This is a genomic window from Actinacidiphila oryziradicis (assembly GCF_005047355.1).
In the GTDB taxonomy this organism is placed as follows: Bacteria; Actinomycetota; Actinomycetes; order Streptomycetales; family Streptomycetaceae; genus Actinacidiphila; species Actinacidiphila oryziradicis.
The window spans coordinates 1-23,013 of the sequence record NZ_SUMC01000025.1; the positions used below are offsets into that span (position 1 = coordinate 1).

Genomic DNA, 23,013 nt, shown 5'->3' on the forward strand with positions numbered 1-23,013 from the left:
GGAGGGATAACCGCTGAAAGCATCTAAGCGGGAAGCCTGCTTCGAGATGAGTGTTCCCACCTCCTTTGAGGGGTTAAGGCTCCCAGTAGACGACTGGGTTGATAGGCCGGATGTGGAAGCCCTGTAAAGGGTGGAGCTGACCGGTACTAATAGGCCGAGGGCTTGTCCTCAGTTGCTCGCGTCCACTGTTTGGTTCCCGGGTTGCGAACATTCGCACCGGTAGAGCCAGTCACTTAACTGAAGAGTGTGCTTGTTCGCCAACAACACCCGATGGTGTTTCGGTGGTCATAGCGTTAGGGAAACGCCCGGTTACATTCCGAACCCGGAAGCTAAGCCTTTCAGCGCCGATGGTACTGCAGGGGGGACCCTGTGGGAGAGTAGGACACCGCCGAACAATCTTTGTGGACCCTCGGTCCTGGCCTAAGCGCTGGGACCGAGGGTCTTTTTTTATTTGATCCGCCGGTGCACAGCCACTCCTCCGGTAGGAGACACTGGCACTACAGCAGTACTGATCCGACAGGAGTCACCGTCGATGTCCAACTCACCCGAAGACCGGTCGGACCGGCCCGAGCGCCGGGATTCGCGCCAGGGCAGTGGTGACCGGGGGGGCTTCCGTAGCGGCGGCCCGCGCCGGGACGGCGACCGCCCTGGCGGCGGTGCTGGCGGTGGTGGTTTCCGGCGTGACGACCGAGGCGGATTCCGCCGTGACGATCGTCCGGGGTCCGACCGTGCCCGTACCGAGCGCCCGCGCGATGACCGTCCCCGTACCGAGCGCCCGCGCGATGACCGGGGTGGCAGTTTCCGTCGTGATGACCGGCCGCGCTTTGACCGGTCGGCTGGTGATCGGCCTCGTACGGACCGGCCGCGTGATGACCGTCGTGATGACCGCCCCAGCGGTCCCCGCCGTGAGGACGACCGTGGCGGCAGCTTCCGCCGTGATGACCGGCCGGCTGGTGATCGGCCCCATACTGACCGGCCTCGTGTCGATCGTCCGCGTGATGACCGTCGTGATGACCGCGCCAGCGGTCCCCGCCGTGAGGACGACCGTGGCGGCAGCTTCCGCCGTGATGACCGGCCCCGGGACGACCGTGGCGGGAGCTTCCGTCCGCGTGAGGACCGGGGTGGCAGTTTCCGTCGTGATGACCGGCCGCGCTTTGACCGGCCGGCTGGTGATCGGCCCCGTACGGACCGGCCCCGTGTCGATCGTCCGCGTGATGACCGCGCCAGCGGTCCCCGCCGTGAGGACGACCGCGGCGGCAGCTTCCGTCGCGACGACCGGCCCCGGGACGACCGTGGCGGCAGCTTCCGTCCGCGTGAGGACCGGGGTGGCAGTTTCCGTCGTGATGACCGGCCGCGCTTTGACCGGCCGGCTGGTGATCGGCCCCGTACGGACCGGCCCCGTGTCGATCGTCCGCGTGATGACCGCGCCAGCGGTCCCCGCCGTGAGGACGACCGGGGTGGCAGCTTCCGTCGCGACGACCGTCCGCGTGAGGACCGGGGTGGCAGCTTCCGTCGCGACGACCGTCCGCGTGAGGACCGGGGTGGCAGTTTCCGTCGTGATGACCGGCCGCGCTTTGACCGGCCGGCTGGTGATCGGCCCCGTACGGACCGGCCGCGTGATGACCGTCGTGATGACCGCCCCAGCGGTCCCCGTCGTCAGGACGACCGCGGTGGCACCTTCCGCCGGGATGACCGGCCGGCTGGTGATCGGCCCCGTACGGACCGGCCCCGTACGGATCGGCCCCGTGTCGATCGTCCGCGTGATGACCGTCCGCGTGATGACCGCCCCAGCGGTCCCCGCCGTGAGGACGACCGTGGTGGCAGCTTCCGCCGGGATGACCGGCCGCGGGGTCCGCGTCGGGACGATGACCGGGGTCAGAGCCGTCGTCCGAGTGTTGAGGGGCGCGGGCGGTTCGAGAGCAGGGGCAGGGATGAGCGGCGTGAGGAGCGGGAGCCGGTCAAGCGGCTGCCGATTCCGGACGAGGTCACGGGTCAGGAGATCGACCCAAGTGTGCGTCAGGAGCTGATGAGCCTGCCGAAGGGTCTCGCGGACGACGTGGCGCGCAACCTGGTCATGGTCGCTCAGCTGCTGGACGAGGAGCCGGACCGGGCATATGAGTACTCGCGGGTCGCCCTGCGGTTGGCATCGCGTGTGGCGGCGGTGCGTGAGGCCGCGGGGTTCGCGTCGTACGCGACCGAGAGGTACGCGGAGGCGCTGGCGGAGTTCCGCGCTACTCGCCGGATGACCGGCACGGTGGATCTCTGGCCGGTGATGGCGGACTGCGAGCGCGGTCTGGGCCGACCGGAGCGCGCGCTGGAGATGGCGGGTGCGCCGGAGGTGCAGAAGCTGGACCGGGCCGGTCAGGTGGAGATGCGGCTGGTCGCGGCCGGTGCTCGGCAGGACATGGGCCAGGCGGAGGCGGCGGTGGTGACGCTGCAGAGCTCCGAGCTCGCGTCGAGCGCTGTCCATCCGTGGACGGCGCGGCTGCGTTACGCGTACGCGGACGCGCTGCTGGCGGTGGGCAGGGAGAGCGAGGCCCGCGACTGGTTCGCGAAGGCGCTGGAGGCCGACCAGAACGGCACGACGGACGCGTCCGACCGGCTTGCCCAGCTGGATGGTGTGGCGTTCGTGGACGCACTCGAGGAGGAGACCGAGGACGTGGTGCCCGACACCGCGACCGCCGAGGTCGCTTCGGCCGACTCCGAAGTCCGGTCCGAAGTCCGGTCCGAAACCCAGCCCGAGTCCGAGTCCGAGTCCGAGTCCGAGCCCGAGCTCAAGCCCGAACCCGAGGACGATGTGACCGACGAGGCCGACCCCTCGTTCCTGGACGCCCCGTTCAAGGAGCCGGTCCAGAGCGACGAGGACTGATCGGACGGCGGCCTGTCTGACGGCCGTACAAGCCGAAAAGCTGAACAAGAAGGAGGGGTGCACCCGTTGCCACGGGTGCACCCCTCCTTCTTGTTCAGCCCAGGCCGAGGCTGCGCATCACAAGGCCGCTGGCCGGCTTGGGGCCGAAGGAGGTCGATTTGCGCGGCATGGTGATGCCCTGCCGGGCGAGTTCACGTACGACGGTCTCACGCACCGGGTGCAGCAGGACGGCCGTGCCGCCGTGCCGCTCCGCCTGCTCGACCGCGGCTTCGGGATCATGTATGTAGGCGATGTGCTCGGGGGCGTCGGGCACCTGCCATACATCCTCCAGGAGGAGGCTGTGCAGCACTGCGGCGTCGAGCCGACGCCAGGCCTCCGGGCGGTCGTGCGGTACGGACTGGTCGACGCGGTGCGGGTCGGGCAGGTCGAGGAGGCGGAAGCCGCCGTCGCCGCCCAGCAGGAAAGCGTTGCCCTCGACGGTGGCCGCATCGAGGACCGCCAGAGCGTCCTGCAGGTGCCGGCCCGGCAGTTCCCGGACGCGGAAGACACCTCGCACGGCGGCTACCGCTTCGGCGACGGGCAGGTTGGGCAGCACGCGGTGGATGGCGCGCACTCGCAACGGGTAGCGGGTGGTGTCCACCAGCAGCACCAGCCCGTAGTCCCAGGCGCTGGGGGCGGCCTGCTCGCCCTGGAGTTGGAGATAGGTCGCCCAGCGGTGGTGGCCGTCGGCGATGAGTGCCTGGCGCGTCGACAGATCGGCATTGACGGCCGCGATCTCGTCCGGGTCGGTGACATGCCAGAGCCGGTGGCGGACGCCGTCCTCGGTGGTGGTGGTCAGCAGGGGCTCGCGCCCGGCGGTGCTTTCCACAACCTCGGCGGCTGTGGTGCCGTCCTGGTAGACGAGGAGCAGCGGTTCCAGGTTGGCGGCGGTGGCGCGCATGAGCGCGGCGCGGTCCGCGACCGGGCCGGGCATGACGTCCTCGTGCGGCAGTACGACGCGCTCGGCGGGCGGGGTGAGGCGCAGGGCGCCGATCAGCCCGCGCTGGAGGAGGTCGCCGTCGCGCTGCTCGTACACATAGAGGGCCGGTTCGGGGTCGGGGGCCAGGACGCCCTCCTGCTGCCATTGGCAGAGCGTCCAGGCCGCCTGACTGGTGGCCTGGGGCAGGATGAGCCGGACGACGTTGTGCGGGTCTGCGGCGGCGAGGTGGAGCTGCCCGTCGGGGCGGATCACGACGTCGTACGGTGGCGAGGTGACCGCGGCCAGGCTGCCGACCCGTTCGGGAACGTAGCGGAGCCCGCGGAAGGGCGCGAGCCGCAGGCCGCGCGCGGGGGACCTGGATGTGCTCATCAGCGCATGCTACGCGGGTTGCGCGGGTGAGGAATGATCGAGCGGAACAGTCAGACGTATGAGGAGCGAATGAGCTATGAGCCACCGGACGGGCCTGAGCGGCAGCGAACAATCGTTGGACGTTGCGTATGACACGGCTTTGCTCGACCTCGACGGCGTCGTATATGCGGGTGGTGACGCAATCGCTCATGCCGTCGAATCGCTTGGCGCCGCGCGCGGGCACGGCATGCGCCTCGCATATGTGACGAACAATGCGGCCCGCACCCCTGAGGCGGTGGCTGAGCATCTGACCCGGCTCGGAGTGCCTGCCGAGCCGGGCGAGGTGATTACCTCCGCCCAGGCGGTGGCCCGGTTGATCGCCGATCAGGTGCCGACAGGCGCGCGGGTGCTGGCGATCGGGGGTGAGGGGCTGCTGGCGGCGCTGCGGGAGCGTGGGCTGGAGCCGGTGGGGTCGGCGGACGACGATCCGGCGGCAGTGGTGCAGGGGTATGCGCCGACGGTCGGCTGGGAGCAGCTCGCGGAGGCGTCGTACGCGGTGAACCGGGGCGTGCCGTGGTTCGCGTCCAATACGGATCTGACGATCCCCACGGCGCGAGGCAAGGCGCCGGGCAACGGTGCGCTCGTGGAGGTCGTACGGATCGCGACGGGTGCCGAGCCGCAGATCGCGGGCAAGCCGCTGCCGCCCATGCACCGCGAGACGGTGATCCGTACGGGAGCACGGCGGCCGTTGGTGGTCGGGGACCGGCTGGACACCGACATCGAGGGTGCGAACGCAGCCGGGGTCGACTCGCTGCTGGTCCTGACGGGTGTCTCGACGCCGGCGCAGCTGCTGGCCGCGGAGCCGAAGTACCGGCCGACCTACGTCGACGCGGATCTGCGGGGGCTGCTGGTGCCGCAGCCGGCAGCCGAGGGGGCCCGGTGCGGCGGCTGGGTGGCGTCGGCGGGTGACGAGGGGCTTGTCCTGGAGGGTGAGGGCGCGCAGCTGGACGGGCTGCGAGCGTTGTGCGGGGCGGCCTGGACGGCGGCGGGGGAGGGCTCGTACGGCAGGGACACGGGCAAGGCGCTGGCCCGGCTGGGACTTTAGGCAGGGTCCGGCGGACCGGGTTGCCTGCGGCGCCCGGGAGGCTCCCGCGGCCGTCCTGGGGCGGCTGGAAGTCGTAGCTCCCGTTCGGGGGTGAGCTGTGCTGTCCGCAGCACCTTGAGTTGGAAGAAGCGGTACGGATCTGGATCGGTGGCCCTGGGCGCCTCACCTCTCGGGAGGGCGACGGTACGGGAAGGGCGACCTTACCGAGTTACAGCAGTGAGCGCAGCCGCAGCAAGTCCCGGAATCCCGCCTGCAGCTTCACCCGGCCGGTGCCCCACGCCTTCGCGAAGGGCAGCTGTCCGTGGACCATCGCCACCAAGTCGTCACCGGACATCGTCAGCCGGATCTGCGCGCGCTCGGACGGCAGACCCTCCTCGGTCGTCACATCCTGGATATGGCCGCCTGCCAGCCGTCCGACGAAGGTCATGTCCAGGTCGGTGATGTGGCAGCTGAGCGAGCGGTCGAGCGCGGCGGCGCTGCGGATGTCGCCGTCAGCCTTCGCAAGGGTCTCCGACAGCCGGTCGAGTGCGTAGCGGCACTCCTCGATGGTCGCCATCGGTGGTGCGTCTCCTGTGTTCGGGTGGTGCGGGGTGCGGTGCGCGACACCTGGGCAGCCTTGGCGCGCGGCCAAGGCGCCGCGATCGCGCGCGTATCGGTCGAAGGTACCGCAGGGCGCTGTCGGTGGGACGTGGGACGGTAGGCGGTAGCGTCATGACCATCGGTGTCAATGGTGAGGTGAGGAGTGAGGTCAATGCGGGACGCGCTGCGAACGTGTCTGCAGATCGCGGGCGGCCTGGCCGAGGCCACCCGGCGGAGGACGGCGCATGCCGCCAGGGAACTTCTCGATCAGGCCGGGATAGATGTTGACGACCTCCAGCGGAAGATCGGCGAGCGGATTCCGCCGGAGGTTCAGACGCTCACGGATGAGCTGATCGCGTCCGGGCGTGCCAATCGCGACCTCCTGACCGGGCTCATCCGGGAGGAAGTCGACAAGACGTTGAGCCGGGTCGGCCGGATCGCCGACGAGGTCACCAAGGTCGGCGTCGTCCTGGAGGTGCTCGAGCGCCGGGTGCGCAACCTTGAGGCCGAAGAGCCACTCCAGGACGACGCCCCTTCGGAGGCGGCCCCGGAGGCGGCGCCGGTGGCCGATGAGGCCGGCCCGGGAGCAGGCACGGACGCGGATGCCGGGGCGGCGGCTCCGGGCAGGGCTCGTCCCGCCCGTAAGACCGTGCAGGCGGAGAAGTCGGCGGCCGCCGGGGCCGGGGCCGCTCCGCCCGCGAAGAAGGCTTCGTCCTCCAAGAGCGTCGCTGGGAAGCCCGCTGTCAAGTCCGGCGAGGCTGCTCCGGCCGGTGCGAAAACCGCGAAGGCGCCGGTGAAGAAGGCCGCTGCGAAGAAGGCCGCCGCGAAGAAGGCCACGCCTGCCGCGACGCCCGCGACGGCACCTGCGAAAAAGACCGCAGCGAAGAAGACCGCAGCGAAGAAGACCGCTGCGAAGAAGACCGCAGCGAAGAAGACCACGGCGAAGAAGACCACGGCGAGGCCGACGGCCAAGAAGGCCGCGCCCGCCGCTGGGCGTACCACGACCGGGGGGCCGGACACGGAGGCAAAGAATGAGTGAGCCGCTGAACGGCGAGGCGCTCGGGGCCGTAGGGGTGGGCGCGGGGACGCAACCCGTGGAGCCCGCCACAAGCGGGCCCTCAGCGCTGGGGGTCGTCGTGGCCCCGACTGGGAATGAGGAGGTTGACGCGCTGATCGAGCGGCTGGGCGATGCGGATGCCCTGCCCACCCAGAGTCATATCGAGGTGTACGAAGATGTGCACCGTGGGCTGCGTGACGCGCTCACCGCACTCGACGACAACAGGAGCTGAACCGTACGTGGCACGACGCCGACTCGACGCCGAGCTGGTGCGCCGAAATCTCGCCCGCTCGCGCGAGCACGCCGGGCAGCTGATCGCTGCAGGCCGGGTGACCATCGGCGGTACGACCGCGACGAAAGCGGCGACGCAGGTGGAGACCAGCGCGGCCGTGGTCGTGGCGAAAGATGACCATGACCCGGACTATGTGTCGCGCGGGGGCCACAAGCTCGCGGGTGCGCTCGCCGCGTTCGTTCCGCTCGGGCTGCGAGTGGAAGGCCGCCGGGCGCTGGACGCGGGGGCGTCGACGGGCGGTTTCACCGATGTGCTGCTGCGCAATGGCGCGGCGCATGTGGTGGCCGTCGATGTCGGTTACGGGCAGCTCGCGTGGTCGCTGCAGAGTGACGAGCGGGTCTCCGTGAAGGACCGCACAAATGTGCGTGAACTTGTGCTGGAACAGATCGATGGCACGCCGGTTGACCTGGTTGTCGGCGATCTGTCGTTCATCCCGCTGGGCCTGGTCCTGCCGGCGCTGGTGCGGTGTGCCGCGCCTGAAGCGGACCTGGTGCTGATGGTCAAGCCGCAGTTCGAGGTGGGCAAGGACCGCCTCGGCAGTGGTGGTGTCGTACGGAGCACGCAATTGCGCGCCGAAACCGTCCGCCATGTCGCCGAACAGGCGGCCGGGCTGGGCCTCGGGGTGCTGGGCGTGACCGCAAGTCCGTTGCCGGGACCGTCCGGCAACGTGGAGTACTTTCTGTGGCTGCGCGCCGGGGCGCCAGAACTCGACCCGGCGGATATCGACCGTGCTGTGGCGGAGGGGCCCCGTTGAGCGATTCGCAAGCGCTTTCCCAAGAGCGCACCGTTTTCCTGCTGGCCCACACCGGGCGGCCTGCGGCGATCCGCAGTGCCGAGCGGGTCGTGCAAGGGCTGACGAGGGCTGGCGTAGGGGTCAGGGTGCTGGCCGACGAGGCCGCCGACCTGCCGCTGCCGCCGTCCTCGGTGGAGATCCTCCAGGAAACCGGTCCGGTGGCCGTCGAGGGATGCGAGCTGATCATCGTCCTCGGCGGTGACGGGACAATCCTGCGCGGCGCGGAGTTCGCCCGCGCGTCCGGCGTACCGATGCTGGGGGTCAACCTGGGCCGGGTCGGCTTCCTGGCCGAGGCCGAGCGGGACGACCTCGACAAGGTCGTGGACCGGGTGGTCACCAAGGACTACGAGGTCGAGGAGCGCATGACCATCGATGTTCTCGTACGCGAGAACGGGCGGATCGCCCACCGGGACTGGGCGCTCAACGAAGCATCGGTGGAGAAGCAGGCCCGCGAGCGGATGCTGGAGGTCGTCACCGAGGTGGATGGCCGGCCGGTGTCGCGGTTCGGCGGTGACGGCGTGGTCTGCGCGACCCCGACCGGCTCGACCGCGTACGCCTTCTCGGCCGGCGGCCCGGTGGTCTGGCCCGAGGTGGAGGCCCTGCTCATGGTGCCGATCAGCGCGCACGCGCTCTTCGCCAAGCCGCTCGTGACCGCACCGAGCTCGGTGCTCGCGGTGGAAGTGCAGCCCCAGACCCCGCACGGGGTCCTGTGGTGCGACGGCCGGCGCACGGTGGAGCTGCCCGCCGGAGCCCGGGTGGAGGTCCGCCGGGGAGCCGTACCGGTGCGGCTCGCGCGACTGCACCACGCCTCCTTCACGGACCGGCTGGTGGCGAAGTTCGCCCTCCCGGTGGCGGGCTGGCGCGGCGCGCCGCACTAGGCCAGGCACTGGCGTCGCCGGCTGGACCGGCGACGGCCGGACGAGGTCCGGGGCGCTGTCCCCTCAAGCCCCGGACCGTTCGGCGGCCGTCGGCTGGGAAGGTCGCGCCGGTGTCATGGGGACAGCCCGGATCCCCCCCGCATGAGGGAGCCCCGTCGCGCGGCGTACCGCAAACCTCGTATGGTCGTATCCGTGTTGGAGGAGATGCGGATTCGGGCGCTTGGAGTCATCGAGGACGCCGTGGTGGAGCTTTCACCCGGTTTCACGGCGGTGACCGGCGAGACCGGCGCGGGCAAGACCATGGTCGTCACCAGTCTCGGCCTGCTGCTTGGTGGCCGTGCAGATCCCGCGCTGGTGCGGATCGGCTCGAAAGCGGCGGTCGTTGAGGGGCGGATCGCTCTCACGTCCGGTTCCCCGGCCGCCCTGCGTGCCGAGGAGGCGGGCGCGGAGCTGGACGACGGCGCGCTGCTCATCAGCCGTACGGTCTCGGCCGAAGGCCGGTCGCGGGCGTATGTCGGCGGCCGGTCCGTTCCGGTGGGGTTGCTGGCCGAGCTGGCGGACGACCTGGTTGCCGTCCACGGCCAGACCGACCAGCAGGGGCTGCTTCGGCCCGCCCGGCAGCGGCAGGCGCTGGACCGCTACGCGGGCGACGCGGTCGCGGTGCCGCTCGTGAAGTACGCCGAGGCTTACCGTCGGCTGCGTGAGGTCGCCGCCGAGCTGGACGAGCTGACCACGCGGGCGCGTGAGCGCGCCCAGGAAGCGGATCTGCTGCGCTTCGGACTGGAGGAGGTGGCGGCTGCCGAGCCGCTGCCCGGCGAGGACGTGGAGCTGGCCGCCGAGGCGGAGCGGCTGGGGCACGCGGAAGCGCTCGCCTCCGCCGCCGCGATCGGGCACGCTGCCCTGGCCGGCAATCCGGAGGACCCGGAGGCAGTGGACGCCAACACCCTGGTGGCCGGTGCGCAGCGTGCGCTGGACGCAGTACGAGGCCACGACCCGGCGTTGGCCGGGCTGGCCGACCGGATCGGCGAGATCGGCATCCTGCTGGGCGACGTGGCGGGCGAACTGGCCGGTTACGCCGATGACCTGGACGCCGATCCGCGGCGCCTCGCCGCCGTCGAGGAGCGGCGGGCGACGCTGCTCCACCTGACGCGTAAGTACGGTCCCGATATCGATGCCGTACTGGCCTGGTCCGAGGCCGGGGCCGACCGGCTCGGCGAGCTGGAGGGCGATGACGAGCGGATCGCCGAGCTGGCTGCCGAACGGGACGCCCTGCGCGACGAGCTGGGCGGGCTCGCCCAGGCGCTGACCGATGCGCGTACGGAAGCGTCGGACCGCTTCGCCGAGGCGGTCACGGCGGAACTCGGCGAGCTGGCCATGCCGCACGCACGGGTCAGCGTGGCCATCCGGCAGACCGATGACCCCGAGGGCATCGAGGTCGACGGGCGGCTTGTGGCCTATGGCGCCGCTGGGGCCGATGAGGTCGAGCTTCAGCTCGCGCCGCATCCGGGCGCTCCGGCGCGGCCGATCGCCAAGGGCGCTTCGGGCGGTGAGCTGTCGCGGGTCATGCTGGCGGTGGAAGTTGTCTTCGCAGGGTCGGACCCGGTGCCGACGTACCTCTTCGACGAGGTCGACGCGGGGGTCGGCGGCAAGGCTGCCGTAGAGGTCGGGCGGCGCCTCGCCCGGCTCGCGCGGACCGCGCAGGTCGTCGTCGTGACGCATTTGCCGCAGGTGGCGGCTTTTGCCGACCGGCAGCTGCTCGTCGAGAAGACGAACGACGGGTCGGTGACCCGGAGCGGGGTGAAGGTGCTGGAGGGCGAGGAACGGGTCCGCGAGCTCTCGCGAATGCTGGCGGGGCTGGAGGATTCGGAGCTCGGACGGGCACATGCGGAGGAGCTGCTCGCTGCTGCGCGGGCCGCGCGGTGACGGGCGCTTTCCCGCCCGCCCACTCGTTGCCGGGGACTGTACAACGGCAAGGAGCCGGAACATGACCGCCCTCCTCGCGACGGTCGCCGCGACCCGCTCCGCGTTTGCCACCCTGCGGCGTAAGCCGCGGGGCGGGTCCGCACGCTGGGCGCGGACGAACCACGCGGGCCGGACGGTGGACCTCTACGGCGGCCTCGCGGCAGCGACCGGCACCGTGCTCGCCACCGCGGCCGCGCCGGGGCTGCCGGTCCGGAGCCGCACGGCGGCACTCGCGGTGCTCGCCGCGGGAGGCTGCGGGGCGTATGACGACCTGGCAGGCACGCCCGGAGAGCGCGGTTTTCGCACACATATGGGGGCGCTGCAGGAGGGTCGGGTCACTTCGGGCGCCGTAAAGCTGTTCGGCATCGGGGCGGCCGGACTGGCGGCCGGGGCGCTGCTGAAGGAGCGCCCGGTGGACAGGCTGCTGGCCGGAGTCGTGGTGGCGGGCACGGCGCATCTGGTGAACCTGGTCGATGTGAAGCCGGGGCGGGCCGCGAAGGCGGTCATCGCGGCCGGTGTGCCCGGGATGCTGCGCGGCGGGCCCGCAGGGGCACTGGCAGGCGCACCGGTGGGCGCCGCGGTGGCTGTACTGGCGGACGATGCGGGGGAGCGCACGATGCTGGGTGACGCCGGGGCGCATGCGCTGGGCGCGGCGGTAGGGGTCTCGATCGTGGTTGCGAACGGGCGGGCGGGGCTTGTGCTGCATGCGGCGCTTCTGGCGGGGCTCGCGGCGGCCGGGGACTGGGTCAGCTATGGCGAAGGCCTGTGGAGTGCTCCCGGTCTGCGTACGATCGATTCCTTGGGTCGCCGCCCGCAGTGACGCGGGGCGGCAGGTCGGCCAGGTCGGTCACTGGTGTTATGGCGAGCGGTTGCGCCATAGCCGTCCGTAGGATCACTCGTACGGGTGGTCCCTGGTACGTGCGCACGGGCGTGGCCCGGCCGCGTTGCCGTGATGTCGTACCGGCCTGGCATCCTTGAGGACAGTGGCAACACCCGCCGTACGATGCCGAGTCAGGAGCCCGACCTCGCGTGATCAGTAGTACTCCGACCCCGTTGCACGGGCAGCTGCACGCCGTCCAGGTGCTGGGCGAGACGGCGGGCGCACACGTGTCCTCACTCGCGGGCGGCCTGGTGGCGCGCGGCGTGCAGGTGACGGTGTGCGGGCCCTCGGAGGCTGGGGCGGATTACGGATTCACGGCAGCCGGGGCCCGGTTCGCCCCGGTCGAGATCGCCCGCCGGGCCAACAGGGGCGACGCGGCGGTGGTCGCGTCGCTGCGTGCCGCCTGCGCGGGCGCGGATGTGGTGCACGCGCACGGCCTGCGGGCGGCCCTGCTCGCCTCGCTGGCGCTCGGTGGCCGTCGTACGCCGCTGGTTGTCACCTGGCACAGCGCTGTCCTGGCCGAAGGGGCGAGGGCGCGGATGCTGCATCTGCTGGAGCGGCGCGTGTCGCGCGCCGCCGCCGTCGTGCTCGGCGCGTCGTCGGACCTGGTGGACCGTGCCCGGGCCTCAGGCGCCCGCGACGCACGGCTGGCGCCAGTCGCGGTGCCCGGTCCCGTGCGCGAGGCCCTGCCGGCGGAGCTCCCCGCCGATGCCGAGCAGCTGCGTCAGAAGACCCGCGCCGAATTCGTCGAGGAGCGGAGCCCGCTGCTGCTCGCGGTGGGCCGCCTGGAGCGGCACAAGGGGTATGACACGCTCCTCGACGCCGCTCACCTCTGGCTGCGCGGCCCGGAGCCGCACCCGTTGCTCGTCATCGCGGGCGAGGGCTCGCGGCGCGCCGCACTCACCCGTCGCATCGAGACCGAGGGTCTTCCGGTGCTCCTCACCGGCCGCCGCGACGACATCCCGCAACTCCTTGCCGCCGCCGACATCGTGGTCCTCCCCAGCCGCTGGGAGGCTCGCGCCCTGATCGCCCAGGAGGCTCTGCACGCCGGTGTCCCCCTGGTCGCCACGGCGGTCGGCGGTATCCCCGAACTCGTGGGCGAGGCCGCCGAGCTGGTCCCGTACGGCGATCCGGCCGCTCTCGCCGCCGCCGTCGCCCGGCTGCTCGCCGACCCGGCCCGCCGTGCGGAGCTCGTGGCTGCCGGGCGCACGCAGGCCGCCACCTGGCCGACCGAGGACGACACGGTCGCCCAGGTGCTCAGCATCTACGACGAGTTGTCCACGAGCCGGTGACAGCTGAGATGGGAGTCCGGGAGATGCGCGTACGGATCGAGCCCTGGGCGGAGAGCGACTTCGATCTGCTGCGACCTCACCGCCATGCCGTGACTCCGTGACGCCGTGATCAGCCCGGCCCAGGACCGGGTGCGGCTGCCCAGCCGTGGCGGGCTCGACGGCTACCGGCCGTGCCGGGCGTCCTGGAGGGGTGGGGACGGTAGGTTTCGGGCCGCGCTACGAGGGACTTCACGGCGCCGGCGAACGGGTCCGGCTCTCGCGGAACTGACCCAGGTGCACGCCGTCCACCACCAGGCCGTTCTCGGCCTGCTCCGGGCGCCCTGACTCATCCCGTCCCCGACCGGGCCTGTACGGGCCACCGGGCGCCCACGCCCGCCGACCCGCACCCACCCCCCGGATGCTCAGCCCCCGTAAGCCCCGCTTGCCGTCAGCCGCAGGGCCGTGTCGATCAGCGGCACATGGCTGAAGGCCTGCGGGAAGTTGCCGACCTGCCGCTGAAGCCGGGGGTCCCACTCCTCCGCCAGCAGTCCCAGGTCGTTCCGCAGGGACAGCAGCTTCTCGAAGAGCCGCCGGGCCTCGTCGACCCGCCCGATCATCGCCAGGTCGTCGGCGAGCCAGAAGGAGCACGCGAGGAAGGCGCCCTCATCGCCCGGGAGACCGTCCAGGTTCTCGCCGTCTTTGCAGTTGGCATCCGTCGGGTACCGGAGGACGAAGCCGTCTTCCGTGGACAGCTCGCGCTGGATGGCCTCGATCGTGCCGATGACCCGCTTGTCGTCCGGCGGCAGGAAGCCGACCTGCGGAATGAGCAGGAGAGAGGCGTCCAGCTCCTTGGAGCCGTACGACTGCGTGAACGTGTTGCGCTCGCGGTCGTACCCCTTCTCACAGACATCCCAGTGGATCTCGTCGCGCAGCTCGCGCCAGCGCTCCAGGGGCCCGTCGACCTCGCCGGACTCGATCAGCTTCACGGTCCGGTCGACGGCGACCCACGCCATGACCTTGGAGTGCACGAAGTGCCGCCGGGGCCCGCGGACCTCCCAGATGCCCTCGTCCGGCTCGTTCCAGTGGCCTTCCAGATACCGGATGAGCTTGAGCTGGAGCAGGCTGGCGTAGTCGTTCCGGGCCAGGCCGGTCATATGGGCCAGGTGCAGGGCCTCGGTGACCTCGCCGTACACGTCCAGCTGCAGCTGGTGGGCTGCGCCGTTGCCGACACGTACGGGCTTGGAGCCCTCGTATCCCGGCAGCCACTCGAGCTCGGTCTCGCCGAGCTCGCGCTCGCCGGCGATGCCGTACATGATCTGGAGATTCTCGGGGTCACCGGCAACGGCCCGCAGCAGCCACTCCCGCCAGGCGCGGGCCTCGTCCCGGTAACCGGTACGCAGCAGCGACGACAGCGTGATGGCGGCGTCACGCAGCCAGGTGAAGCGGTAGTCCCAGTTCCGTACACCACCGATGTTCTCGGGGAGGGAGGTTGTCGGGGCGGCGACGATGCCGCCCGTAGGCCCATATGTCAGGGCCTTCAGCGTGATCAGCGAGCGTACGACCGCGTCCCGGTAAGGGCCGTGGTAGGTGCACTGCTCGACCCATTCGCGCCAGAAGTCCTCAGTTGCCTCCAGCGAGGACTCAGGCTCGGGCAGCGGCGGCGGCTCCTTGTGGGAGGGCTGCCAGCTGATGGTGAAGGCGACGCGGTCACCCGGGCCGACGGTGAAGTCGGAGTAGGTCGTGAGGTGCTTGCCGTAGGTGTCGACCTCGGTGTCCAGCCATACGGAGTCGGGGCCGGCGACGGCGACGGTACGGTCACCGACCTTGTGGACCCAGGGGGTGATCTGGCCGTAGGCGAAGCGCATGCGGAGGGCGGAGTGCATGGGCACACGGCCGCTGAGGCCCTCGACGATGCGGATCAGCTGCGGAGCACCGTCACGGGGCGGCATGAAGTCGGTGACGCGGACGGTGCCGCGGGGGGTGTCCCACTCGGATTCGAGAATGAGGGAGTCGCCGCGGTAACGGCGCCGGGTGGCGGTCGGCGGCTCGGAGCCCGGGGCATAGGCCGGCCCGAGGCGCCAGAACCCATGGTCCTCGGTGCCCAGGAGCCCGGCGAAGATCGCCGGGGAGTCGAAGCGGGGCAGGCACAGCCAGTCGGCCGTGCCGTCCCGGCAGACCAGGGCAGCGGTCTGCATGTCTCCGATGAGCGCGTAATCCTCAATGCGGCCGGCCACGTACATCTCCAGTAGAACAACGGAGCCGCCCCTGCCAGGGGGGCGATCTTGCGGTCTGGGGATCTTTACGAGCACTTGTTCCGGGAGCGGTGTGGGTGGTGCCGTGCCGGCCGGCTCGCTGCGATGCGTTCGAGCAGGATACGACGTTGAAGCAGGGGGTGCGCGCGCTACGACGGATCACGCTGCGCCGGTCGGGTTCTTTTTGTCGTACGAGCTCCCAGGTGCTAAAGAGGTCGCATTTCCCAGACCAGCTGCCGGAAACACCTGAGCCTGGTCGCTGATACCCTGGTAGCCCGTGGGCCGGTGGGCCGAACCACTGAACCGCCGCGATGACGCCCCCAAAAATCAGGGTGCCGTCTCGACCCTACCTAGCGACCACGGGAGCCCGTCTTGGCACTGCCACCCAAATCCACGACGACCAAGCACATCTTCGTCACCGGGGGTGTCGCCTCCTCGCTCGGCAAGGGGCTGACGGCCTCCAGCCTGGGTGCGCTGCTGAAGGCGCGTGGTCTGCGGGTCACGATGCAGAAACTCGACCCGTATCTCAATGTCGACCCCGGCACGATGAACCCGTTCCAGCACGGTGAGGTCTTCGTCACCGACGACGGTGCCGAGACCGACCTGGACATCGGCCATTACGAACGCTTCCTGGACGTCAACCTCGACGGCACGGCGAATGTCACCACCGGGCAGATTTACTCCTCGGTGATCGCCAAGGAGCGGCGCGGCGAATACCTCGGTGACACCGTGCAGGTCATCCCGCACATCACCAACGAGATCAAGTCGCGCATCCGGCGGATGGCGGCTGACGACGTCGATGTCGTGATCACCGAGGTCGGCGGCACGGTAGGCGACATCGAGTCGCAGCCGTTCCTCGAATCCGTACGCCAACTGCGCCACGAGGTCGGGCGTGACAACGTCTTCGTCGTCCACATCTCACTGCTGCCGTACATCGGCCCGTCCGGTGAACTGAAGACCAAGCCTACCCAGCACTCGGTCGCGGCGCTGCGGAACATCGGTATCCAGCCGGACGCGATCGTGCTGCGGGCCGACCGCGAGGTCCCCACCGCCATCAAGCGGAAGATCTCGCTGATGTGCGATGTCGACGAGGACGCGGTCGTCGCCGCCATCGACGCCAAGTCGATCTACGACATCCCCAAAGTGCTGCACACCGAGGGCCTCGACGCCTACGTGGTCCGACGGCTGGACCTGCCGTTCCGCGACGTGAACTGGACCCAGTGGGACGACCTGCTGCGCCGGGTCCACCAGCCCGCCCACGAGGTGAAGGTCGCGCTCGTCGGCAAGTACATCGACCTGCCCGACGCCTACCTGTCGGTGACCGAGGCACTGCGGGCCGGCGGGTTCGCCAACAACGCCCGCGTCGAAATCAAGTGGGTCACCTCTGACGACTGCAGGACCCCGGCCGGCGCCAAGAAGCACCTCGGCGGCGTGGACGCGGTCTGTGTGCCCGGCGGCTTCGGCGACCGGGGCGTGGAGGGCAAGGTCGCGGCCGTCACCTACGCCAGGGAGAACCGGATCCCGCTGCTCGGGCTCTGCCTCGGCCTTCAGTGCGTGGTCATCGAGGCGGCCCGTTCGCTGGCCGGCATCGAGGGCGCGAACTCGACGGAGTTCGACCCGGCGACCGCCCACCCGGTGATCTCCACCATGGCCGAGCAGCTCGACATCGTCGACGGCAAGGGCGACCTCGGCGGCACCATGCGGCTCGGCCTCTACCCGGCGAAGCTCGCCGAGGGCTCGATCGTCCGCGAGGTGTACGGCGGCGAGCCGTACGTCGAGGAGCGGCACCGCCACCGCTACGAGGTCAACAACGCCTACCGCAGCGAGCTGGAGAAGAAGGCCGGCCTGCTCTTCTCCGGCACCTCGCCGGACAACAAACTCGTGGAGTATGTCGAGTTTCCACGCGATGTGCACCCGTACCTGGTCGCCACGCAGGCGCACCCCGAGTTGAAGTCCCGCCCGACCCGCCCCCACCCGCTCTTCGTGGGGCTGATCGCGGCGGCCGTCAAGCGCCAGCAGGCCTGAGAGGTTAACCGCATGCTCCAGGACATCCCCGAGGAATGGCCCGTCGTCGCCACCGCGACCCCGTTCACCGGGAACAAGACCAGCGTCCGCACCGACAAGGTCGTCATGCCCGACGGCACGGTCGCCCAGCGGGACTACCAGGTCCACCCGGGCTCGGTGGCCGTGGTCGCCCTCGATGAGCGGGGGCGGGTCCTCGTCCTGCGACAGTACCGGCACCCGGTGCGGCAGAAGCTCTGGGAGGTCCCCGCCGGGCTGCTCGACGTCCCCGGCGAGAACCCGCTGCACGCCGCTCAGCGCGAGCTGTACGAGGAGGCGCATGTGAAGGCCGAGGACTGGCGGGTCCTCGTCGACGTCTACACCACGCCTGGCGGCTGCGACGAAGCCGTACGGATCTTCCTCGCCCGCGAGCTCTCCGAGGCCGACGGCGAGCGCTTCGAAGTGTCGGAGGAGGAGGCGGACATGGAGTTCGCCCGGGTGCCGCTCGCGGAGCTCGTACAGGGTGCGCTGGCGGGGCGGCTGCACAACAACTGCTTGGTGGTGGGTGCGCTGGCGTTGCACGCCGCGCTCGCCGGTGATGGGCTGGACGGGCTGCGCCCGGCGGATGCGGTTTGGCCGGCGCGGCCGTTCAGCGTTTAGCCCTTGCCGGGCGGGTCGGGGCTGTTCTCTTGCCCGGCGCCGGGGTTGCCGAGCCGTCCTCAAACGCCGGACGGGCTGGGTTTGGTGCCCTGCGCCGTTACGCGGGGTGCGCTTTGTTCGGTGGGTGGGTCGGTGGCGCCTCCGGGGTGACTCTCTCCCCCAACCTTCGGCCGGGAGGTGCCCCCACGACTGTGTGCCAGGGCCCGGGACGTTATGCGCCATCGCCGGCGGCACTTGGGCGACACAGTCTGCGGGGACACCCCTGAACCGCCCCCTCCGGCCGTCACAGCGCTTCACGGTGGGTTGTGTCCCGCGGTCACCCCGGGGGTTGCCCGGCGCGCGGTGCCTTTGGTTTTACGGTCTCCGCCCCGAGCGGCCGTCACACGTCTGTCCGGCCGGGAGGGGACGCGCCGGGGTGTCCCCGCAGGGGACGAGCGCGTGCACCCCGGGCAAGCGGGCCGTGGACCCGCACGTGCGAGCCCCGAGGAGATCACCCCACAGCGGCCCCGACCCCCCCCCACGACCACATGGCGTGGCGGCACGCACGACAACCCAGCCGGTCCGGCGCTTGTAGGGGCACCTCCTGGGGGCACCTCCCGGCCGAAGGCCGGGGGAGGTAGCTGGGGGAGGAACCGGCACCCCCGGCGGGGGAGGCGCGGAACGGCACCCTTGGCAGGCGGAACGAAACCGTGCCGGTCCGGCCGGGCAAACCCAGCCGGTCCGGCGTTTGTGGGGGCACCTCCTGGGGGCACCTCCCGGCCGAAGGCTGGGGGAGGTAGCTGGGGGAGGAACCGGCAACCACCGCAGAGGGGGTGGAACCTGCGCACCCGCAGCTGGGACAACCTGCCGTGCCGGTCCGGCCGGGCAAACTCAGCCCGTCCGGCGTTTGAGGACAAAGCGGCAACGGCGGCGCGCGGAACGGAACCGCACCGGGGGCACCCGGCGCCGTTCCGGCCGGCCCAGCGAGGGGAAAGTCGGATGATCGGCTGATCCGATGGGGTGATCCTTGGCTTGATCTGCCGCGTCGGAGCCCCGAGCGGGGCGGGGCCGGTGAACTAGGCTCATTCTGTTCCCGTGCGCGTTGGCGTCGGGCTCGTTTGCGCAGGCAGAACGGGAGTGGACCCGTGGCGGATCACGTGCTGGACGCTGACGCCTCGGCGGCAGCGTCGGACGGCAGGGGGACGGCTGCCCCACGCCCCGGTGCGTCGGTGTCCGCGGCTTTGCCGGGTGGGACCACGGATGGAACGCAGGATGCGGACGGCGGGGGGGCGGCTGTCCCCGGCGCCGGTTTCAGGACAGTGGGCGCGCCGGCCGAGGACATCGAACATCTGCGGCCGGATGCCGCTGAGGGCGGGGACGCGGCGCGGGCCGTACCGCGGGAGTCGGATTCAGGCCAGTGTCCGTTGCCGCCCGGGTTGCCGTACTTCGCCGGGCGGCGGCGGGAGCTGGACGGGCTGCGGGCGGATATCGACCGGCCGGGGCTGGAGGCGTTGCGTGGCCGGGTGCCTGCCGGGTGCCGGGTGCTGCTGGTGGCGGGGCGGCCGGGTTCGGGACGCACCACGTTGGCCGTGCGGCTGGCGCGGGAGGTTGCCGAGCGCTATCCGGACGGGCGGTTCTTCCTGCGGCTCACCGACAGCGACGGCGAGCGGCTGCCCGACGGGCAGGCCGCGCGGGCCATGCTGCGCGCGATGGGTGCCGCGCCGGAGCCCGGAGCGGGGCCGGAGAAGCTGCGGGCCGCGCTGCGCTCGGCGTTCGCCGCCCGCCGCGCGGTGCTGGTGCTGGACGATGTGGCCCACCCCGAGCAGTTGCTCGCGCTGCTGCCCGATGGCCCCGGCAATCTCGTGATCGCCACATCGGGCGGCCCGCTGCCGGGCGTGCCCGATGTGCGCCCCTGCACCGTGGGCGGCCTTGATTCCGCGGCCTCCATCGATCTGCTCACCCATCTGGTCGGTGCCATCCGCATCACCAATGACCCACGTGCGGCGGAGGCCCTGGCAGGGCAGTGCGCGGGGGATCCGACGGCGCTGCGCCTCATGGGTGCCTGGCTGGCCGCGCATCCGCGGCTGGCTGTCGCCGACGCGCTGCACCGCCTGCGCGCGGTGCTGGATGTCACCGCGGTGGAGCGCCCCGACCGCCCCGTACGCAGTGCCGGTGGCGGCACCGGTGAGCCGCGGTCGGGCGCGTCGGCGCCGCTGGCGAGAGCGTTCATGGCGGTGTACGAGGCGCTGCCGCAGACCGCCGCACGGTTGCTGCGGTTGCTGGTGCTGGCGCCGGCCGGGCTGGCCGACGCGCAGATCGCCTCGGCGTTGGCGGGGTGTTCGGTGGACGCGGCACGGGGCGCTCTGGAGGATCTGGCCGCGTGCGGACTGCTGGAGAGGGAACCCGGGACGGCGACGCTGCCGCACTTGTACCGGGTGCCGGGGTGCCTGGCGCCGTTGCTGCGGGCGCTGGTGGAGACGCGGGACCGGCCGGCGGAGGTGGCGCTGGCACGGGCGCGGATGCTGGAGCGGACAGTACGGCTGCTGCACGCGTGCCGGCTCGGGCTGGCGCCGGACCAGTCCGACGAGGTCCCCCGGCCGTTGCGTTTCGCGTCCCGCGCCGCGGCGGCGGAGTGGCTGAGGGCCCGGCTGCCGGCGCTGCTCGCGGCTGCCAGGAGCGCGGTGGCGGACGGCGAGCTGGACACTCTGGCCCGGCGGTTGGTGGCCGCGTTGGTAAGGGCGCTGGCCGCCGACCCGGAATGCGGTGACACCACGGCGGAGCGGTATCAGCTGCACTGCCTGGTCCTCGATGTGGCCGAGCGGCGCGGCCTGCCCAGGGAAAGGGCGGCGGCGCTGATCAATCTCGGTGACCTGGAGGCGGAGTCCGCCCGCCCGGCCGAGGCGCTGGAGCACTACCGGGCGGCGCTGGTGGCGGCCCGCGAGGGCTTCGACGGGGATGCGGAGGGCCGTGCGCTGGAGGCCATCGCCGGTACGTATCTGGAGCTGGACGACCCGCAGCGGGCCTCGGACTGGTTCGGCCGGGCGCTGGCCCTGAGGCAGACCCGCGGCGAACTGGTACACGAGGCGCGGCTGCGCGGCAGGATCGGCGCGCTGCACATCTATGCCGGGCGGTACGGGTCCGCGCTGAAGGAGTGGCGGGCGGTGGTCGCCGCCCACCGGCGGCTGCAGGACCTGCCGGCACAGGCCCGGGCGCTGAGCGAGGTGGCCCGGGTGCAGGAGTACGCCGGGCACCCGGAGGACTCCCTGCGGACCTGCCGGGACGCCCTCTACTGGGCCCGGCAGGCGGGGGAGCGGCGGCTGGAGGGGGCGGTGCTGCTGCGGATGGCCGACACCCTGGACCGGCTCGGCGATCCGGCCGGGGCGCGGTTGCAACGGGCGGCGGCGGACCATCTGTTGCAGACCGATGAGTGAGGGTATCCGGATGATCGCCTGCGAAAGTGTCAACGTTTCGGCTTGAACCCGACACATTGAAAGGCTGGACAGCGAGTCTTCCTTCACTACACTTGGTGGTGCCGCAGGTAACGCGGTCAGGTCCGGCGTACCCGGTGAAGGGTTGCTATGTCCGGATTTCCGGAGGCCTGTAGCAATCCCGACAGCTCCCAGAACCAAGGACCGTGATCGACGTGAAGGTCGGCATCCCCCGCGAGGTCAAGAACAACGAGTACCGCGTAGCCATCACCCCCGCCGGTGTGCACGAGCTGGTCCGCCACGGCCACGCCGTCCACGTGGAGCAGGGCGCCGGTCTCGGCTCCTCCATCCCCGACGCCGAGTACACCGCCGCGGGGGCGGCGATCTTCCCCACCGCCGACGAGGTCTGGGCCACCACCGACCTGCTGCTGAAGGTCAAGGAACCGGTCGAGGAGGAGTACCACCGGCTCCGCAAGGACCAGACGCTCTTCACCTACCTGCACCTCGCCGCCTCCCTCGAGTGCACCGACGCGCTGCTCCGCTCGGGCACGACGGCCATCGCGTACGAGACCGTTGAACTCCCCGGTCGTGCCCTGCCGCTGCTCGCCCCGATGTCCGAGGTGGCCGGCCGGCTCGCCCCGCAGGTCGGCGCGTACCACCTGATGCGCTCGGCGGGCGGACGGGGTGTGCTGCCCGGCGGTGTCCCGGGGGTGGCTGCGGCCAGGGCTGTGGTCATCGGCGGCGGTGTCTCCGGCTGGAACGCCGCGCAGATCGCCGTCGGCATGGGCTTCCATGTGACCTTGCTCGACCGCGACATCAACAAGCTCCGCGAAGCGGACAAGATCTTCGGGGCGAAGATCCAGACGATCGTCTCCAACGCTTTCGAGCTGGAGAAGGCCGTTCTGGAGGCCGATCTCGTCATCGGCGCCGTGCTGATTCCCGGTGCGAAGGCTCCGAAGCTGGTCACCAACGAGCTGGTCTCCAGGATGAAGCCGGGTTCGGTTCTTGTCGACATCGCGATCGACCAGGGCGGCTGCTTCGAGGACTCCCGTCCCACCACACACGCCGAGCCGGCGTTCCAGGTGCACGGCTCGGTCTTCTACTGCGTCGCCAACATGCCGGGCGCGGTGCCCAACACCTCGACATACGCGCTGACCAACGCCACGCTGCCGTACATCGTCGAACTCGCCGACCGGGGGTGGCGCGAGGCTCTGCGCCGCGACCAGGCGCTCGCCATGGGCCTCAACGTCCATGAGGGGCAGGTCGTCTACGGTCCGGTCGCCGAGGCGCACGGGCTCGCCGCCACCGAGCTCGAGGACCTGCTCGTCGCCTGACCTGGGGCGGAATCAGTGTCGGCACCGGCACCGGCGGCGTGATTTTTACGACTGGTGTCAACTTGTCGCCAATCCGGCACCTATGGCCGGGCCTTGGATGCCAGGGCCCGGCTATTGGTGTGGAACACTACCCTTTCACCGATTCGTACCCCGCTGAAACGTCGACGATGAGCTCGTTACACCCTTGACAGCGGGGCGTTCGGTTGCCGACACATCAGGCCGCGTCTGGCGGATTGTGTTGCTGTGAACCACCGACACGCCATAGAGTCGCCAACCGTCGGCATGCTGCCATGCTGACCTGTCTAGAAGTTTCCTGGTCACCAAGGAGGTAAGACGACTTGTGAAT

17 protein-coding genes and 2 rRNA genes are annotated in these 23,013 nt (G+C 71.0%); 16 read left to right on the forward strand and 3 right to left on the reverse strand.

Going from position 1 to position 23,013, the window contains the following annotated elements:
* The 4 genes from FCI23_RS24455 to FCI23_RS24470 form a co-directional block, all read left to right on the forward strand.
* Positions 1 to 170: ribosomal RNA gene (locus tag FCI23_RS24455) — 23S ribosomal RNA — on the forward strand; the annotation flags it as partial.
* A 107-nt stretch (positions 171 to 277) separates the two neighbouring features.
* Positions 278 to 394, forward strand: a 5S ribosomal RNA gene (gene rrf / locus FCI23_RS24460).
* Positions 395 to 596: 202 nt separating this feature from the next.
* Complete coding sequence (locus tag FCI23_RS56625; RefSeq protein ID WP_169316923.1) at positions 597 to 2,027, forward strand: hypothetical protein; 1,431 nt, start codon at positions 597 to 599, stop codon at positions 2,025 to 2,027.
* Positions 2,012 to 2,869, forward strand: coding sequence for a tetratricopeptide repeat protein (locus FCI23_RS24470; RefSeq protein ID WP_136726188.1), 858 nt, complete (start codon positions 2,012 to 2,014; stop codon positions 2,867 to 2,869). The genes FCI23_RS56625 and FCI23_RS24470 overlap by 16 nt, the downstream gene beginning before the upstream one ends.
* 94 nt (positions 2,870 to 2,963) lie before the next feature.
* Here the strand turns inward: FCI23_RS24470 and FCI23_RS24475 are convergent, their stop codons facing one another.
* Entirely contained in the window at positions 2,964 to 4,217 is a 1,254-nt protein-coding gene (locus tag FCI23_RS24475) for a DUF1015 family protein (protein ID WP_136726082.1), read from the reverse strand.
* A 76-nt stretch (positions 4,218 to 4,293) separates the two neighbouring features.
* Between FCI23_RS24475 and FCI23_RS24480 the strand changes: the two genes are divergently transcribed.
* Positions 4,294 to 5,301 carry an HAD-IIA family hydrolase gene (locus FCI23_RS24480; RefSeq protein WP_136726083.1) on the forward strand — a complete coding sequence of 336 codons (1,008 nt, stop codon included), beginning with the start codon at positions 4,294 to 4,296 and terminating at the stop codon, positions 5,299 to 5,301.
* A gap of 208 nt (positions 5,302 to 5,509) precedes the next feature.
* Here the strand turns inward: FCI23_RS24480 and FCI23_RS24485 are convergent, their stop codons facing one another.
* Positions 5,510 to 5,857, reverse strand: a complete 348-nt coding sequence (locus FCI23_RS24485; RefSeq protein ID WP_136726084.1) for a sterol-binding protein — start codon at positions 5,855 to 5,857, stop codon at positions 5,510 to 5,512.
* 195 nt (positions 5,858 to 6,052) lie between these two features.
* Between FCI23_RS24485 and FCI23_RS24490 the strand changes: the two genes are divergently transcribed.
* The 7 genes from FCI23_RS24490 (at position 6,053) to FCI23_RS24520 (ending at position 13,034) form a co-directional block, all read left to right on the forward strand.
* Positions 6,053 to 6,919: a histone gene (locus FCI23_RS24490; protein ID WP_136726085.1), complete on the forward strand. Its 867-nt coding sequence runs from the start codon at positions 6,053 to 6,055 to the stop codon at positions 6,917 to 6,919.
* The gene (locus FCI23_RS24495) at positions 6,912 to 7,169 is read left to right on the forward strand and encodes a hypothetical protein (protein WP_136726086.1); all 258 of its coding nucleotides are present in this window, start codon (positions 6,912 to 6,914) and stop codon (positions 7,167 to 7,169) included. Before FCI23_RS24490 ends, FCI23_RS24495 begins: the two co-directional genes overlap by 8 nt.
* 7 nt (positions 7,170 to 7,176) lie before the next feature.
* Positions 7,177 to 7,983 carry a TlyA family RNA methyltransferase gene (locus tag FCI23_RS24500; RefSeq protein WP_136726087.1) on the forward strand — a complete coding sequence of 269 codons (807 nt, stop codon included), beginning with the start codon at positions 7,177 to 7,179 and terminating at the stop codon, positions 7,981 to 7,983.
* Positions 7,980 to 8,900 (forward strand): NAD kinase, encoded by a 921-nt coding sequence (locus FCI23_RS24505; RefSeq protein ID WP_136726088.1) that lies wholly within the window; start codon positions 7,980 to 7,982, stop codon positions 8,898 to 8,900. The genes FCI23_RS24500 and FCI23_RS24505 overlap by 4 nt, the downstream gene beginning before the upstream one ends.
* Positions 8,901 to 9,080: 180 nt before the next feature.
* On the forward strand, positions 9,081 to 10,823 hold the full coding sequence (gene recN / locus FCI23_RS24510) for a DNA repair protein RecN (protein WP_136726189.1): 1,743 nt from the start codon (positions 9,081 to 9,083) through the stop codon (positions 10,821 to 10,823).
* A 61-nt stretch (positions 10,824 to 10,884) separates the two neighbouring features.
* Positions 10,885 to 11,682, forward strand: a complete 798-nt coding sequence (locus tag FCI23_RS24515; protein ID WP_136726089.1) for a hypothetical protein — start codon at positions 10,885 to 10,887, stop codon at positions 11,680 to 11,682.
* 212 nt (positions 11,683 to 11,894) lie between these two features.
* Positions 11,895 to 13,034, forward strand: a complete 1,140-nt coding sequence (locus tag FCI23_RS24520) for a glycosyltransferase family 4 protein (RefSeq protein WP_136726190.1) — start codon at positions 11,895 to 11,897, stop codon at positions 13,032 to 13,034.
* Between the two features lie 401 nt (positions 13,035 to 13,435).
* Here the strand turns inward: FCI23_RS24520 and FCI23_RS24525 are convergent, their stop codons facing one another.
* A complete protein-coding gene (locus FCI23_RS24525) occupies positions 13,436 to 15,253 on the reverse strand; it encodes a glycoside hydrolase family 15 protein (RefSeq protein ID WP_136726090.1) in 1,818 nt (605 codons plus the stop codon).
* A 390-nt stretch (positions 15,254 to 15,643) separates the two neighbouring features.
* On the opposite strand from FCI23_RS24525, the gene FCI23_RS24530 reads away from it, so the two are divergent.
* From FCI23_RS24530 to ald, 4 genes are all read left to right on the forward strand, one after another.
* Positions 15,644 to 17,290: a CTP synthase gene (locus FCI23_RS24530; protein ID WP_407646022.1), complete on the forward strand. Its 1,647-nt coding sequence runs from the start codon at positions 15,644 to 15,646 to the stop codon at positions 17,288 to 17,290.
* A 12-nt stretch (positions 17,291 to 17,302) separates the two neighbouring features.
* Positions 17,303 to 17,926 carry an NUDIX domain-containing protein gene (locus FCI23_RS24535; RefSeq protein WP_136726091.1) on the forward strand — a complete coding sequence of 208 codons (624 nt, stop codon included), beginning with the start codon at positions 17,303 to 17,305 and terminating at the stop codon, positions 17,924 to 17,926.
* A 1,298-nt stretch (positions 17,927 to 19,224) separates the two neighbouring features.
* Positions 19,225 to 21,336, forward strand: a complete 2,112-nt coding sequence (locus tag FCI23_RS24540; RefSeq protein WP_407646019.1) for a tetratricopeptide repeat protein — start codon at positions 19,225 to 19,227, stop codon at positions 21,334 to 21,336.
* 203 nt (positions 21,337 to 21,539) lie between these two features.
* The gene (ald, locus tag FCI23_RS24545) at positions 21,540 to 22,667 is read left to right on the forward strand and encodes an alanine dehydrogenase (protein WP_246143944.1); all 1,128 of its coding nucleotides are present in this window, start codon (positions 21,540 to 21,542) and stop codon (positions 22,665 to 22,667) included.
* The last annotated feature ends 346 nt before the right edge of the window (positions 22,668 to 23,013 follow it).

Coding starts and splice junctions, on each gene's coding strand:
- FCI23_RS24490 (WP_136726085.1), top strand. CDS start 6,053: ATGCGGGACGCGCTGCGAACGTGTCTGCAGATCGCGGGCGGCCTGGCC.
- recN (WP_136726189.1), top strand. CDS start 9,081: ATGGTCGTATCCGTGTTGGAGGAGATGCGGATTCGGGCGCTTGGAGTC.
- FCI23_RS24475 (WP_136726082.1), bottom strand. CDS start 4,217: ATGAGCACATCCAGGTCCCCCGCGCGCGGCCTGCGGCTCGCGCCCTTC.
- FCI23_RS24495 (WP_136726086.1), top strand. CDS start 6,912: ATGAGTGAGCCGCTGAACGGCGAGGCGCTCGGGGCCGTAGGGGTGGGC.
- FCI23_RS24485 (WP_136726084.1), bottom strand. CDS start 5,857: ATGGCGACCATCGAGGAGTGCCGCTACGCACTCGACCGGCTGTCGGAG.
- FCI23_RS24480 (WP_136726083.1), top strand. CDS start 4,294: ATGAGCCACCGGACGGGCCTGAGCGGCAGCGAACAATCGTTGGACGTT.
- FCI23_RS24535 (WP_136726091.1), top strand. CDS start 17,303: ATGCTCCAGGACATCCCCGAGGAATGGCCCGTCGTCGCCACCGCGACC.
- FCI23_RS24525 (WP_136726090.1), bottom strand. CDS start 15,253: ATGTACGTGGCCGGCCGCATTGAGGATTACGCGCTCATCGGAGACATG.
- FCI23_RS24515 (WP_136726089.1), top strand. CDS start 10,885: ATGACCGCCCTCCTCGCGACGGTCGCCGCGACCCGCTCCGCGTTTGCC.